We start from the raw sequence: 14380 nt of genomic DNA, 5'->3' as shown, positions 1-14380 counted from the left end.
CGCACCAGCCGATCGAGGAGAAGGTCATGGCCTTCGAAGCAATGTTCCAGCCGATCCAGATCGGCAAGCTCACCATCCGCAACCGCGTACTCTCCACGGCCCATGCCGAGGTCTATGCCACCGACGGCGGCATGACCACCGAGCGCTACGTCAAGTATTACGAAGAGAAGGCCAAGGGCGGCATCGGCCTGGCCATCTGCGGGGGTTCCTCGGTGGTCGCCATCGACAGCCCGCAGCACTGGTGGAGTTCGGTCAACCTCTCCACCGACCGCATCATTCCGCACTTCCAGAATCTGGCCGACGCCATGCACAAGCACGGCGCTAAGATCATGATCCAGATCACCCACATGGGGCGTCGTTCGCGCTGGGACGGCGGCCACTGGCCGACCCTGATGTCGCCGTCGGGCATCCGCGAGCCCGTGCACCGCGCCACCTGCAAGACCATCGAGCCGGAAGAGATCTGGCGGGTGATCGGCAACTTCGCCCAGGCCGCGCGCCGGGCCAAGGCCGGCGGCCTGGACGGCGTCGAGCTGTCCGCCGTGCACCAGCACATGATCGACCAGTTCTGGTCGCCGCGGGTCAACAAGCGCACCGACGAATGGGGCGGCAGCTTCGAGAACCGCATGAGATTCGGCATGGAGGTGCTCAAGGCCGTGCGCGCCGAGGTCGGTGACGACTTCTGCGTCGGTATGCGCATCACCGGCGACGAATTCCACCCGGACGGTCTGTCCCACGACGACATGAAGCAGATCGCCAAGTACTACAGCGACACCGGCATGCTCGACTTCATCGGCGTGGTCGGCTCGGGTTGCGACACCCACAACACCCTGGCCAACGTCATCCCCAACATGACCTATCCGCCGGAGCCCTTCCTGCACCTGGCGGCGGGCATCAAGGAAGTGGTCAACGTGCCGGTGCTGCACGCCCAGAACATCAAGGACCCGAACCAGGCCACCCGCATCCTGGAGGGCGGCTACGTCGACATGGTCGGCATGACCCGCGCCCACATCGCCGATCCGCACCTGATCACCAAGATCAAGATGGGCCAGATCGACCAGATCCGTCAGTGCGTCGGCGCCAACTACTGCATCGACCGCCAGTACAACGGCCTGGACGTGCTGTGCATCCAGAACGCCGCCACCAGCCGCGAATACATGGGCCTGCCGCACATCATCGAGAAGTCCACCGGACCCAAGCGCAAGGTGGTCATCGTCGGCGGCGGTCCGGCCGGCATGGAGGCCGCGCGCGTCTCCGCCGAGCGTGGCCATGACGTCACCCTGTTCGAGAAGCAGGAGCAACTCGGCGGCCAGATCACCCTGGCCTCCCGCGCGCCGCAGCGCGACCAGATCGCCGGCATCACCCGCTGGTACCAGCTGGAGCTGACGCGTCTGGGCATCGACCTGCGTCTGGGCACCGCTGCCGATCCGGCGACCATCCTCGATCTGCGCCCGGACATCGTCATCCTGGCCAACGGCGGCCATCCCTTCCTGGAGCAGGTCGACCACTGGCACGCCGCCGACGGCCTGGTCGTCAGCAGCTGGGACATCCTCTCGGGCAAGGTCGAGCCGGGCAAGAACGTGCTGGTGTACGACACCATCTGCGAATTCACCGGGATGTCGGTGGCCGACTACCTGGCCGACAAGGGCGCCCAGGTCGAGATCGTCACCGACGACATCAAGCCGGGCGTGGCCATCGGCGGTACCACCTTCCCGACCTACTACCGCAGCCTCTATCCCAAGGAAGTGATCATGACCGGCGACCTGATGCTGGAAAAGGTCTACGCCGAGGGCGACAAGAAGATCGCGGTACTGGAGAACGAATACACCGGCGCCCGCGAAGAGCGCGTGGTCGACCAGGTCGTCATCGAGAACGGCGTGCGCCCGGACGAGGGCCTCTACTACGCCCTCAAGGAAGATTCGCGCAACAAGGGCCAGATGGACATCGAGGCGCTGTTCGCCATCGAACCGCAGCCGGCACTCGGCGAGACCGGCAACGGCTACCTGCTCTACCGGATCGGCGACTGCGTGGCCCAGCGCAACACCCACGCCGCCATCTACGACGCCCTGCGCCTGTGCAAGGACTTCTAAGACACGCCCCGTGAGGGTTCGCAACGTCCGGTCGGCACGGACTGCCCCCTCTCCCTGAGGGAGAGGGCGGGGGGTGAGGGGCCTCGCTGACGCCTTGGCGTGAACGTGGCCTCCCCCTCTCGGCTTTCTCCCTAGGGAGAGGGGGTGATCCGCTGCCACCCGAGGTCCCGTAGGGAGACCCGCAATGCTCAGTACCATCCTCCCCATCCTGCTCTTCGCCGCCCTGGCCCTCACCGTGATCGGCGCCGTGCGCCGCTTCAGCCTCTGGCGGCAAGGGCGTCCGGCCGAGGTCGACTGGCTCGGCGGGCTGCTGAAGATGCCACGGCGCTACCTGGTGGATCTGCACCACGTGGTCGACCGCGACAAGTACATCTCCAAGACCCACGTGGCCACCGCGGGCGGTTTCGTCCTGGCGGCGCTCTTGGCCATCCTGGTGCACGGCTTCGGCCTGCACAGCCGCATCCTCGGCTGGGCGCTGCTGGCCGCCACCGCCTGCATGTTCACCGGTGCCCTGTTCGTCGCCAAGCGTCGCCGCAACCCGCCGGCGCGGCTGTCCAAGGGCCCCTGGATGCGCCTGCCCAAGAGCCTGCTGGCCTTTGCCGCGAGCTTCTTCATCGCCACCCTGCCGGTCGCCGGCATCCTGCCGCCGGACTTCGGTGGCTGGATTCTGGCCGCGGTGCTGGCGGTCGGTGTGGCCTGGGGCGTGTCCGAGCTGTTCCTCGGCATGACCTGGGGCGGTCCCATCAAGCACGCCTTCGCCGGCGCCCTGCACCTGGCCTGGCACCGCCGCGCCGAGCGCTTCAGCACCCCGCACAACGCCAGCGCCGCCCGCTCCAGCGGCCTCAAGGCGCTGGACCTGCACGATCCCAAGGCGCCGCTGGGCGTGGAAAAGCCCGCCGACTTCACCTGGAACCAGCTGCTCGGCTTCGACGCCTGCGTCCAGTGCGGTCGCTGCGAGGCCATGTGCCCGGCCTTCGCCGCCGGCCAGCCGCTCAACCCCAAGAAGCTGATCCAGGACATGGTGGTCGGCCTCAAGGGCGGCAGCGATGCCCGCTACTTCGGCTCGCCCTATCCCGGCCAGCCGGTCGGCGAGCACGCCGGCGGTCCGCACCTGCCCATCGTCGCCCGTCAGGGCAAGGCCCTGGTGGACGCCGAGACCCTCTGGTCCTGCACCACCTGCCGTGCCTGCGTCGAGGAGTGCCCGATGATGATCGAGCACGTCGATGCCATCGTTGACATGCGCCGGCACCTGACCCTGGAACGCGGCGAGACGCCGAACAAGGGCGCCGAGGTGCTGGAAAATCTCATCGCCACCGACAACCCCGGCGGCTTCGCCCCTGGTGGCCGCCTGAACTGGGCCGCCGACCTGGACCTGCCGCTGATGCAGGACAAGGGCCAGGCCGAGGTGCTGTTCTGGGTCGGCGACGGCGCCTTCGACATGCGCAACCAGCGCACCCTGCGCGCCTTCGTCAAGGTGCTCAAGGCGGCCAAGGTGGACTTCGCCGTGCTCGGTCTGGAAGAACGCGACAGCGGTGACGTGGCCCGCCGTCTGGGCGACGAGGCGACCTTCCAGCAACTGGCCAGGCGCAACATCGAGACCCTAGGCAAGTATCGCTTCCAGACCATCGTCTCCTGCGATCCCCACAGCTTCCACATGCTCAAGAACGAATACGGCGAACTGGGTGGCCACTACCAGGTGCAGCACCACAGCACCTTCATCGAGACCCTGCTCAGCCGCGGCACCCTGCACCTGGGCCAGCACGCCCTGGCCGAGCAGGGCGCCACCATCACCTATCACGATCCCTGCTACCTGGGCCGCTACAACGGCGAGTACGAGGCGCCGCGCGCGGTGCTCAAGGCGTTGGGCATCGCGGTTAAGGAGATGGAGCGTTCCGGCTTCCGTTCGCGCTGCTGCGGCGGTGGCGGCGGCGCGCCGATCACCGACATCCCCGGCAAGCAGCGGATTCCCGACATGCGCATGGCCGACATCCAGGAAACCGGCGCCGAGCTGGTGGCCGTGGGCTGCCCCCAGTGCACCCTGATGCTGGAAGGCGTGGTCGCCCCGCGCCCGGAGATCAAGGACATCGCCGAGCTGGTGGCCGAGGCCATCGTCGAGGCACCGGTGGACAGCAAGCCGGCCGCCGCACGGCGGCCGGTCGCGGAGGCGCTGTCGTGAGTGGGTTTGGTAGCCCCCTCACCCTAGCCCTCTCCCTGAGGGGAGAGGGGACGATCAGGTGTGCCAGACAAGTCCCGGTGTTCACCGCTTTTACCCCCTCTCCCCTCAGGGGAGAGGGCTGGGGTGAGGGGCCCACCGCGCACCTCACCTGCCATTTTCAAACGGAGCGCCCAGCATGAGCATCATTCGTCGCGACCCGCGCCGCGAGTGGATCGCGCGCAACCGCCTGCACCCGCTGCATGCGAGCATCGCCAGCAGCGCCGATGCCGAAAGCCGCTGGATGGGGCCCAACGGCCTGGTCCGCAAGAATCCCCACGCCGCGGCCGTCGGTTTCGTCGGCCCCCAGGGCGTCAAGCGTATCGACCGCAGCGGCGCCCAGCAGGGCGGCGGCCGTCGTGGCGCCGCCCAGGCGGTGGAAGAACAGCTGCCGCTGCACCGGATCGCCGAACCGGCCTTCTACATCGCCGTGGTGCCGGATCTGGTCAGTGGTCGCCTGACCGCCCATGACCGTGACCTGCTGGGCCTGGCCCGGCAACTGGCCGGCGCCGAGGGCGCCGTGCTGGCCGTGGTCTTTGGCGAGGTCAAGGAAACGGCCTTCGATACCGCCGGGGTGGATCGCCTGCTGCATCTGGAAGGCGAGCAATTCCAGGGCTATGCCCCCGAACAGCGGGTGCTGGCGCTGCGTGCGGTGAACAATGAACTGCAGCCGCGTCACTGGCTGCTGCCCGACAGCCGCAGTGGTGGCGGCGAACTGGGTCGGCGCCTGGGCGCTGCTCTGCACGAGCGCCCCGCCACCCGCGTCTGGCAGGTCAAGGACAGCCTGGTCATTGGCCGTGCCGGGGCCGGTCGCCAGGATCTGCAGCAGCCGCTGCCGCGGCTGGTCCTGACTCTGCCGGAATGCGCGGAGCCGGTCGGCGAGACCCGCCACGAGGTCCTGCCGGTAACCCTGAGCGGCAACATCGCCCGCCACCTGCCGCGTATCGAGGACCTCGGTCCGGTCGCTGTCGACCCCATGCAGATTCCCCTGGCCGAGGCCGAATTCATCCTCTCCGGTGGCAACGGCATCCGCGACTGGGATCTCTTCCACAGCACCGCCGCGCTGCTGGGCGCCACCGAGGGCGCCTCGCGGGTGGCGGTGGACGACGGCCATATGCCGCGCAACCGCCAAGTCGGCGCCACGGGCACCTGGGTCACCGCCCGGGTCTATCTGGCCGTGGGCATCTCCGGCGCCGTGCAGCACCTGCAGGGCATCGCCAGTTGCGACAAGGTCATCGCCATCAACACCAATCCGGGCTGCGACATGGTCAAGCGTGCCGATCTTTCGGTGATCGGCAACGGTGACGCCATCCTGGCCGCCCTGGCGCGGCTGGTCGAACAACAGCGGGCAGGGGAGTTGCAGGATGTCGCCTGAGCAGAAGCTGCCGTCGCTGGACGGCGTCAAGGTCGTGGCCCTGGTGTCCGTTGGCGCCCATCCCACTTCCGGGCGTGCCCGGCGGGCGGAACAGGATGCCCGCGCCGTCGAACTGGGCCTGCGCCTGGTGGGCGACAAGCTGCGCGTCCTGCACGCCGGTGATCCCGCCGAAGAGGCCCTGCGCGGTTATCTGGGCATGGGCGTGCCGGCCCTGCACGTACTGGAACAACCGGCGGGTGCCGATGCCTTGCCAGCCCTCGGTGAGACCCTGCGCGAGGTCGGTGCCGGCCTGGTACTGACCGGCAGCCAGGCGGAAACCGGCGAAGGTTCGGGTCTGCTGCCCTATCTGCTGGCCGAGACCCTCGGCTGGCCGCTGGTGGTCGGCCTCGCTGCGGTGGAAGCCGTGGAAGGTGGCCAGGCCACGGTGCTCCAGGCCCTGCCGCGCGGTCAGCGCCGGCGGCTGCGGGTACGGCTGCCCTTCGTCGCCAGCGTCGACAGCGCCGCCTCGGCGCCGCGGCAAAGCGCCTTCGGCCCGGCCCGGCGAGGCGAGCTGCAGGTGGAGACCACCGAGATCGTGCAGGACAGCCTGTTCGACAACGGCGAATTGCAGCCCGCAAAGGTGCGTCCCAAGCGCCTCAAGGTGATCAAGGCCAAGACCGCCGCCGACCGCTTCAAGGCCGCCACGGCCAAGGCCTCCGGCGACGGCGGCCAGGTCCTCAAGGACCTGACCCCGGAAGCGGCAGCCGCCGCCATCTTCAAGGTATTGCGCGAGGAAGGCGTGGTGCGCTGAGGCTTCAGCACACTCCGAAACCAACCCCCTCTCCCTCAGGGAGAGGGCTGGAGTGAGGGCGCCTTTGGCAACCAGTTTCCCAGTAGAAAAGGCTAGGCCGTTTGGCACGCCAAGCTGCTGACGACCTTGCGCTCGGGCAGGCGGCGAACTAGCATGAGTGCTATGCAGGCAAAATTGTGGAGTGCATGCAATGGCTCAGTTGACCATCCGCGGACTACCGGAAGAAGTCGATCGCGCGCTTCGCGCTCAGGCGGCTCGACACGGGCGGAGTATGGAGGCCGAGGTCAGACTCATCCTTCGCCAAGCCTTGATTTTGCCAACCGAGACGCCAATGGGAGAAGCCATGGCCGCTATCTGGCGCCAATCCGGGATCACTGACGAAGAGCAGGCTTTCCTCGAGGGTACGCGTGATCGTCGCCCCCATGAGCCAATGTCATTCAAATGATTCTGCTCGATACCAACGTCGTTTCCGAGACGATGAGGCCAACTCCCTCGCCCCAGGTCATCGCTTGGTTGGATCGCCAGGCACCGACCACCCTGTATCTCTCGACGATCACCGTTGCCGAATTGCAATATGGTATCGCCTGCCTGCCCAATAGCCGACGGCGCGACCTGTTGCAGCAAGGGGTAGACGCCTTGATCCAGCTCTATGAGGGCCGGATTCTGAGTTTCGATCTGGCTGCTGCCCGCCGCTATGCCGATTTGGCCGCGCAAGCTCGCCAGCGTGGCCGTGGCTTTCCCTTGCCTGATTCCTACATAGGCGCGATTGCAGCGGTCAGCAAATTCAAGGTCGCCACTCGCGACGAAGCGCCTTACCTCGCCGCGGGTCTCAGCATCGTCAATCCCTGGAACGCGGCATAACGCCTCGCTGTTGAAGGCAAGTGACAGTAAGCCATAAGCGTCTCGCAGCGAGACCCTGGGCGTCGAGACTCAGGAGTCCAGCAGGACAGTGGAAAAGGCTACGCCGTTTTCCACGCGACCGAGGGTGGCAGGACCCGTAGGTTGGGCTGAGCCTGCGAAGCCCAACGATCCAACCTCCAGCGCCCGTCAGTGCGCCTCGTCCCAGTTACCACCTACCCCCGATTCCACCAGCAGCGGCACGTCCAGCTCGCCGGCACCGCTCATCAGCGGTAGCAGGCCCTCGCGCAGACGCTCCACCTGGTCTTCGCGGACCTCCAGCACCAGTTCGTCGTGTACCTGCAGGATCACCCGGGCGTCCAGCTCCGGGGTCAACTGCAGCCAGCCATCCACGGCGATCATGGCGCGCTTGATGATGTCCGCCGCGGTGCCCTGCATGGGCGCGTTGATCGCCGCCCGCTCGGCGGCGCGACGCAGGCCCTGGTTCTTGGAGTGGATGTCCGGCAGGTACAGCCGGCGGCCATAGAGGGTCTCCACGTAGCCCTGGTCCACCACTTGGGCGCGGGTACGCTCCATGTAGGCCAGCACGCCGGGATAACGCTGGAAATAGCGATCGATATAGGCCTGGGCCTCGGCCCGGCCGACGCCGATCTGCTTGGCCAGGCCGAAGGCGCTCATGCCGTAGATCAGGCCGAAGTTGATGGCCTTGGCGCGGCGGCGATCCTCGTTGCTGACCTCTTCCAGCGGCACACCTATCACCTCGGCGGCAGTGGCGCGGTGCACGTCCAGGTCGTTCTGGAAGGCGTGCAGCAGGCCTTCGTCCTGGGCCAGGTGAGCCATGATGCGCAGCTCGATCTGCGAATAGTCCGCCGCCAGCAGGCGATAGCCTTTCGGCGCGACGAAGGCCTGGCGGATGCGCCGGCCCTCGGCGGTGCGGATCGGGATGTTCTGCAGATTCGGGTCGCTGGAAGACAGCCGGCCGGTCGCCGTCACCGCCTGGTGGTAGCTGGTATGGATACGGCCGGTACGCGGATTGATCTGCTGCGGCAGCTTGTCGGTGTAGGTGCTCTTGAGCTTGCTCATCTGCCGGTACTGCATCAGCACCTTGGGCAGCGGGAAGTCCTGGTCGGCCAGTTCCTGCAGCACCGCCTCGGCGGTGGAAGGTTGGCCGGAGGCGGTCTTGCTGACCACCGGCAGGCCCAGCTTGACGAAGAGGATCTCGCCCAGCTGCTTGGGCGAACCCAGGTTGAATTCCTGGCCGGCCAGTTCATAGGCCTGCTTTTCCAGGGCGATCATCTTCTCGCCCAGCTCGCGGCTCTGCACCCCGAGCAGCGCCGAATCCACCAGGGCGCCGTTGCGCTCGATGCGCGCCAGCGGCGGCACCAGCGGCATCTCGATGTCGCACAGGACCCCAGCCAGGCCGGGGATGGCTTCCAGCCTAGGCCAGAGCGTCTCGTGCAGGCGCAGGGTGACGTCGGCATCCTCGGCGGCATAGGGCCCGGCCTGCTCGATGGCGATCTGGTCGAAGGTCAGCTGCTTGGCGCCCTTGCCGGCGATGTCCTCGAAGCGGATGGTGCTGTGGCCCAGGTACTTGAGCGCCAGGCTGTCCATGTCGTGACGGGTGGCCGTGGCGTCCAGCACATAGGATTCGAGCATGGTGTCGAAGGCGATGCCCTGGATCGTGATGCCGTAGCGGGTCAGCACATTGAGGTCGTACTTGCCGTGCTGCATGACCTTGAGCTTGGCCGGGTCCTCCAGCAGTGGCTTCAGCGCGGCCAGCACCGGCTCCAGCGCGAGCTGGGTCGGCGCGCCCATGTAGCTGTGGGCCAGCGGCACATAGGCGGCCTGGCCCGGCGCCACGGCAAAGGACAGCCCCACCAGCTCGGCGCGCTGGGCATCGATGCTGGTGGTCTCGGTGTCGAAGGCGAAGCGGTCGGCGGCCTGCAGGCGCGCCAGCCAGGCGTCGAAGTCGGCCTGTTCCAGCACCGTGTCGTAGTGGGTTTCCACCTGGGTGGTGGCGGCGTCCTCGGCCAGCGGCAGGGGAGCGCCCTGGCGCTTGGTGTCGCGGATCAGGTCATCCAGCCAGGACTTGAATTCCAGTTCCTGATAGAGCGCCATCAGGGCTTCCACATGGGGCTCGCCGACTTTGAGCTCGTCGAAGGTCAGCTCCAGCGGCACGTCCAGCTTGATGGTCGCCAGCTGGTAGGACAGGTAGGCCTGCTCGCGATGCTGGTCCAGCTTAGCAGCCAGCGACTTGGCGCCGCGCAGGGGCAGGGCGGCTACCGCGTCGAGGTTGGCGTAGAGGGTATCCAGGCCACCGCCGATGCCGTTGAGCAAGCCGGCGGCGGTCTTCTCGCCCACCCCGGGTACCCCGGGGATGTTGTCGATCTTGTCGCCCATCAGCGCCAGGTAGTCGATGATCAGCTCGGGGCCGACGCCGAACTTGGTCCTGACCCCTTCCACGTCCAGTACGCTGCCGCTCATGGTGTTGACCAGGGTGACATAGGGGCAGACCAGCTGGGCCATGTCCTTGTCGCCGGTGGAGATCACCACCGGGCGCTCGGCGCTGGCGCAATGACGAGCGAGGGTGCCGATGACGTCGTCGGCTTCGACCCCTTCGACGGCCAGCAGCGGCAGGCCCAGGGCGCGGATGCAGGCGTGCAGCGGCTCGACCTGGCCGCGCAGGTCGTCGGGCATGGCCGGGCGCTGGGCCTTGTAGTCGGCGAAGAGTTCGTCGCGGAAGGTCGGGCCCTTGGCGTCGAAGACCACCGCGAAGAGGCTGTCCGGATACTGGCGGCGCAGCGAAAGCAGCATGTTGAGCACGCCCTTCACCGCGCCGGTCGGCTTGCCGGTGGAGGTCATCAGCGGCGGCAGGGCATGGAAGGCGCGATAGAGATAGGAGGAACCGTCCACCAGGACGAGAGGGGCGTGGCTCATGGTCTAAACCTTTGTCGTGGCGTGTGCGGCGTCTGTCCGGCCAGTCTCGACGACAACTGGGCCGGGTTCTAGAATCGACCACTCGCTCCGTTCAAAAGGTCAAAGGTTACCATGGGTGCTCGTCGCTTCCTCTTCGCCGCGTTGCTGCTGGCGCCGCTGGTCCAGGCCGCGGAACCGCTGCCACCGGGGGAAAAGCCCCTGCCTGACGAGATCAAGGTGATCCGCTACCAGGCTGGCGACCAGACCATCGAGGAGACGCGCATCCGCGGGGTGCTGCAATCCACCCGGGTCATCCCCAAGCATGGCGCGCCCTACGAGCTGGTGCCCGCCGATGGCAGCAGCACCGCCGCCAACGATAAGCCGACCCTGCACGTCCCCAGCTGGCGCCTGTTCAGCTGGTAGGCGCAAGGCGCCCGGACCGGTAAACTGCGCGCCGCTCGCACATTCCTCCGCCAGGCCCTGTCATGTCCGTCTTCACGCCCCTCGATCGTCCCACCCTCGAAGCCTTTCTCGCGCCCTATGGCCTGGGCCGGCTGCGGGATTTCCGGGGCATCGCCGAGGGCTCGGAAAACACCAACTACTTCATCAGCCTGGAAGGCGGCGAATTCGTCCTGACCCTGGTGGAGCGCGGCCCGGTGGCGGAGATGCCGTTCTTCATCGAACTGCTCGACGTCCTCCACGACGCCGACCTGCCGGTGCCCTATGCGGTGCGCACCCAGGATGGCCAGGCCCTGCGCCAGCTGGCCGGCAAGCCGGCGCTGCTGCAACCGCGCCTGGCCGGCCGCCACGAGCGTGCGCCCAATCCCCATCATTGCGGCGAAGTCGGCCACCTGCTGGGCCATCTGCACCGGGCCACCGCCGGCGAGCGCCGCATCGAGCGCGCCAGTGATCGCGGCCTGGCCTGGATGCTGGCCGAAGGCGAGCGCCTGGCGCCGGGCCTGGACGCCACGGCCCGGCCGCTGCTGGAGCGCACCCTGGGGGAAATTCGCGAGCTGCTGAGCGAGCAGCCACCGTTGCCCGAGGCCAATCTGCACGGCGACCTGTTCCGCGACAACGTGATGTTCGACGGCCCCCGGCTGTCGGGCGTCATCGACTTCTACAATGCCAGTTCCGGCTGGATGCTCTATGACCTCGCCATTACGGTGAACGACTGGTGCTCCACCGAGGGCGGCGCGCTGGACCTGCCGCGCGCTCGGGCGCTGCTGGCGGCCTATGCCGCCGATCGCCACTTCACGCCGCGCGAAGCCGAGCTGTGGCCGGTGCTCCTGCGCGTCGCCTGTGTGCGCTTCTGGCTGTCACGACTGATCGCCGCCCAGGCCTTTGCCGGCCAGGACGTGCTGATTCACGACCCGGCCGAATTCCAGCAGCGCCTGGCGGCGCGGCAGCAGACCTCGCTGGAATTGCCGCTGACCCTGTAGCCCAGGTTCCACGTGGAACCTCTCCGCTGAGCTACAGCTGCAAGCGTCGCTCGATGGTGGGCTGCGCCTGTCCCTGCCGCTGCCAACTCAGCGTCGCCTCGATCAGACTGCCCGGTGCGGTGCCCAGGCGCGTGGTGACCGGGCAGCCGTCACCCCTGGCCGCGCCGGCCTGACGGGTGCGGGCGACACCACCCGGTCCGTGCAATTCGATGACGAGTTCGTAGCTCAGGGGCGCGTCTTCGCCGGTAAAGCACAGCTGTACCTGAGCGCCCGCCGGTTGCGGCTGCAACTCCAGGCGGGCGCTGGCCGCGGCCCCGCCTGCCAGGGGCAGGAGGGCCGCGAGCAGCCAGGCGGCGCGCGTCACCGCTGGTTGATGGTGGCGCTGTTGCCGAAGCCGCTCTGCGAGATCCGCGCGCTGTCGTTGAAGCCGTTGAAGTTGGCCGAGGTCTGCAGGATGCTCGCGCGGTTGCTGTCGCCGACCTGGCTGACGCTGGCCGTGCTGATGGCGCTGGTGACGTCGACACGCGCCTCGTTGCCGTTGCCGCTCTGGACGATGCTGGTCTGGTTGCTGTCGCCCTGGACGGTGACGCTGGCCAGGTTGTCGTCGCCGGTGGAGCTGCCGCTGAAGCGATTGCCGCGGCCGGCCTGGTCGACGTTCAGGGTGTTGCGATTGCCGTCCTGGGTAAAGGTCAGTTCGTTGAACTTGCCGGAGGAGAGCACCGTGGCGACATTGGCCTGGCCACGCTGGGTCAGCTCCACGGTGTCGACCGAGTAGCCCTGCTGGGTCAAGTCGATGCGGTTGTCGGTGCCGGACTGGGCGAGGGTCGCCGTCACGGCATCGCCGCTCTGGTCGACGCGCACCTGGTTGTTGTCGCCGTTCTGCTCCAGGGTCAGCTGGGCGCTGGAGGCTGACTGGACCAGGGTGCCGCTGTTGCTGCCCACGGAGCTGATGGTGGCCTGGTTGCCGAAGCCGTCCTGGGCCAGGCTATGGACGCTGCTGCCGCCTTCCTGGCGCAGGGTCGCCACATTGCCCTGGGCATAGCCGTAGATGTCGCCACCCTGGGTGATGGTGGCGCTGCTGGCGCCGGTCTGGACCACGCTGATCGCATTGCCTTCGCCCTGCAGCTGATAGAGGGACGCGCTATTGCCGGCACCGCTCTGGTCCAGGGTGAGGGTGCCGCTGTTGCCGTCCTGCTGGACGAGGGCGGTGCTGTTCTGGGCGAGGGCGTTGGTGGCCACGAGGGCCAGCGTCAGGGCGGCCAGGGGCCTGAGTAGAAACATCTGTCTGATCTCCATGAGTGCCATCAGCGGTACTGACGTACCACCGTGTTCTGGTTGCTTCCGTACTGGACGATGCGGCTGGACAGGCCCGAGCCGTGCTGTTCGATGCGGGCGTTGCCCTGGACGCCGAGTTGCAGGATGTCGGCCTGGTTGCCGCTGCCGACCTGCTCGATGCGTGCGACGTTGCCGTAGCCGCCCTGGAGGATGACCGCGCTCAGTTCCGTTCCATCCTGCAGGATGCGGGCTTCCTGGGCGGCGCCGCTCTGGGCCACCTGGGCGCGCAGCGCGGTGCCGCGCTGGTCGATGAGCGCCTGGTTGCCTACGCCGAGCTGGCGGATGACGGCGTCGCGCCCGGCCGCTGGGGCCTGACCCAGGTCGCCGGTCTCCATGAGATCGGCGGCCGACGCCAGGGTGTCCAGGCCGAGTGCCAGGGCGAGGACCACGGCCAGGCCGCGGGTTGGGCTGCGCATCTCTGTCACCGTCATTGCCTAAGATTCTCCGCCTGGCATTGTCCGGAGCCGCCTGGCCCATCGCTATCGCTCCAGGGAGCGAATCCCGCGGGGCCGGCGGCTTAATCCCTAGCGCCGGGTCGGCTCCAGGTACTTGGTCAGCGCCGGATCCCGCGGATCGCGACCGTCGGCCACCAGCCACAGGCGCCGCTCCACGCCCTGGGCGACCAGATGGGCGACCGCCGCCTCGATGGCCGAGAGCACGCACAGCTGCGCCGGCTCGTTGGTGGTGTAGCCGGACTCGGCTTCGAGCAGCTTCTTGAATTCGATGAATTTGAAGACCCCGGCCTGGCGCCCGATGGAATAGATGGTCTTAGAGGTCATGACATTGGCCAGCACCCGACCGCTGCGGGTATCGATGGCACGCAGATTGACCGTGACCTGATCCACCCGGTACTCCTCGGACAGGCCAATGCCCAGGTAGCGGGCTCCTTCGCCGCCGCTGCGGACGTTGGTGTCGTAGGCCACCACGCCGCCTTCGAGCAGCAGGTTGGCCGCCTGCAGCGACGGCAGCGCCTGCTGCAGATTCTCCGGCAGGTCCGGCTTGTTCTGGGTGGCACGGATGATCTTGCGTTCGGTCAGCAGATTCTGCAGGCCCTCGCGTTCGAGCACCACGAACCAGCCACTGGCCTGCAGGGCGTCCACCAGCATGCTGCCGGCGCCCTGGGTCACGGCGGTGGAAAAGGAGCTGGCCGGATTGGGCTTGTACTGCCCGGTCTGGTCGCGGAAGCCGTAGACGGCGGCCACCAGCGGACCCTTGGGTGGCGGCAGCGCCAGCAGGTCATAGTAGGTGGAGGCGCGCGGCGTCAGGGTCGGGGCGGCGTTCTGTTCGGCGGGCATGGGGTCGCGCACGCAGCCGGTCAGGACGAGGGCGGCGGTCAGGGCCGCCGCCAGGGAAAAGGCGTTCATGGCA

General features: G+C 67.7%; 13 protein-coding genes. 8 read left to right on the top strand and 5 right to left on the bottom strand.

All coding sequences use genetic code 11. The annotated features are described in order from the left end of the window. Positions 1–26 precede the first annotated feature (26 nt). The 6 genes from dgcA (at position 27) to QE444_RS02150 (ending at position 7325) form a co-directional block, all read left to right on the top strand. Positions 27–2087 carry a dimethylglycine demethylation protein DgcA gene (gene dgcA / locus QE444_RS02175; protein ID WP_187980671.1) on the top strand — a complete coding sequence of 687 codons (2061 nt, stop codon included), beginning with the start codon at positions 27–29 and terminating at the stop codon, positions 2085–2087. A gap of 184 nt (positions 2088–2271) precedes the next feature. Then, positions 2272–4263: a dimethylglycine demethylation protein DgcB gene (gene dgcB / locus QE444_RS02170; RefSeq protein WP_187980670.1), complete on the top strand. Its 1992-nt coding sequence runs from the start codon at positions 2272–2274 to the stop codon at positions 4261–4263. 175 nt (positions 4264–4438) lie between these two features. Next, complete coding sequence (locus QE444_RS02165; protein ID WP_282280827.1) at positions 4439–5674, top strand: electron transfer flavoprotein subunit alpha/FixB family protein; 1236 nt, start codon at positions 4439–4441, stop codon at positions 5672–5674. 16 nt (positions 5675–5690) lie between these two features. Beyond that, complete coding sequence (locus tag QE444_RS02160; RefSeq protein WP_309741899.1) at positions 5691–6464, top strand: electron transfer flavoprotein subunit beta; 774 nt, start codon at positions 5691–5693, stop codon at positions 6462–6464. Positions 6465–6654: 190 nt separating this feature from the next. Next, positions 6655–6909, top strand: coding sequence for a FitA-like ribbon-helix-helix domain-containing protein (locus QE444_RS02155; protein ID WP_280310309.1), 255 nt, complete (start codon positions 6655–6657; stop codon positions 6907–6909). Continuing rightward, positions 6906–7325 carry a type II toxin-antitoxin system VapC family toxin gene (locus QE444_RS02150; RefSeq protein ID WP_280310310.1) on the top strand — a complete coding sequence of 140 codons (420 nt, stop codon included), beginning with the start codon at positions 6906–6908 and terminating at the stop codon, positions 7323–7325. The genes QE444_RS02155 and QE444_RS02150 overlap by 4 nt, the downstream gene beginning before the upstream one ends. A 186-nt stretch (positions 7326–7511) precedes the next feature. Here the strand turns inward: QE444_RS02150 and polA are convergent, their stop codons facing one another. Beyond that, entirely contained in the window at positions 7512–10259 is a 2748-nt protein-coding gene (polA, locus tag QE444_RS02145) for a DNA polymerase I (RefSeq protein WP_309737274.1), read from the bottom strand. A gap of 111 nt (positions 10260–10370) precedes the next feature. Here polA and QE444_RS02140 point away from each other — a divergent pair, with 111 nt between their 5' ends. Then, entirely contained in the window at positions 10371–10661 is a 291-nt protein-coding gene (locus tag QE444_RS02140; protein WP_027597317.1) for a DUF2782 domain-containing protein, read from the top strand. Between the two features lie 62 nt (positions 10662–10723). Continuing rightward, on the top strand, positions 10724–11677 hold the full coding sequence (locus QE444_RS02135) for a homoserine kinase (RefSeq protein WP_280310317.1): 954 nt from the start codon (positions 10724–10726) through the stop codon (positions 11675–11677). A gap of 31 nt (positions 11678–11708) precedes the next feature. Here the strand turns inward: QE444_RS02135 and QE444_RS02130 are convergent, their stop codons facing one another. The 4 genes from QE444_RS02130 to QE444_RS02115 all read right to left on the bottom strand — a co-directional run bounded on the left by QE444_RS02130 (position 11709) and on the right by QE444_RS02115 (position 14376). Beyond that, a complete protein-coding gene (locus QE444_RS02130; protein WP_280310319.1) occupies positions 11709–12041 on the bottom strand; it encodes a hypothetical protein in 333 nt (110 codons plus the stop codon). Further along, on the bottom strand, positions 12038–12958 hold the full coding sequence (locus QE444_RS02125; protein ID WP_309737272.1) for a hypothetical protein: 921 nt from the start codon (positions 12956–12958) through the stop codon (positions 12038–12040). The genes QE444_RS02130 and QE444_RS02125 overlap by 4 nt, the downstream gene beginning before the upstream one ends. A 23-nt stretch (positions 12959–12981) precedes the next feature. Then, positions 12982–13428, bottom strand: coding sequence for a curli fiber surface-exposed nucleator CsgB (locus tag QE444_RS02120; protein ID WP_252977224.1), 447 nt, complete (start codon positions 13426–13428; stop codon positions 12982–12984). Positions 13429–13536: 108 nt separating this feature from the next. Then, positions 13537–14376 carry a CsgG/HfaB family protein gene (locus tag QE444_RS02115; RefSeq protein WP_017641598.1) on the bottom strand — a complete coding sequence of 280 codons (840 nt, stop codon included), beginning with the start codon at positions 14374–14376 and terminating at the stop codon, positions 13537–13539. Between the last annotated feature and the right edge of the window lie 4 nt (positions 14377–14380).

The sequence above is a fragment of the Pseudomonas sp. SORGH_AS_0199 genome (assembly GCF_031453735.1).
Taxonomy (GTDB): Bacteria; Pseudomonadota; Gammaproteobacteria; order Pseudomonadales; family Pseudomonadaceae; genus Chryseomonas; species Chryseomonas aestiva.
Note: the sequence above shows the minus strand (reverse complement) of the source record. Positions and strands in the feature narration are given on the sequence as shown.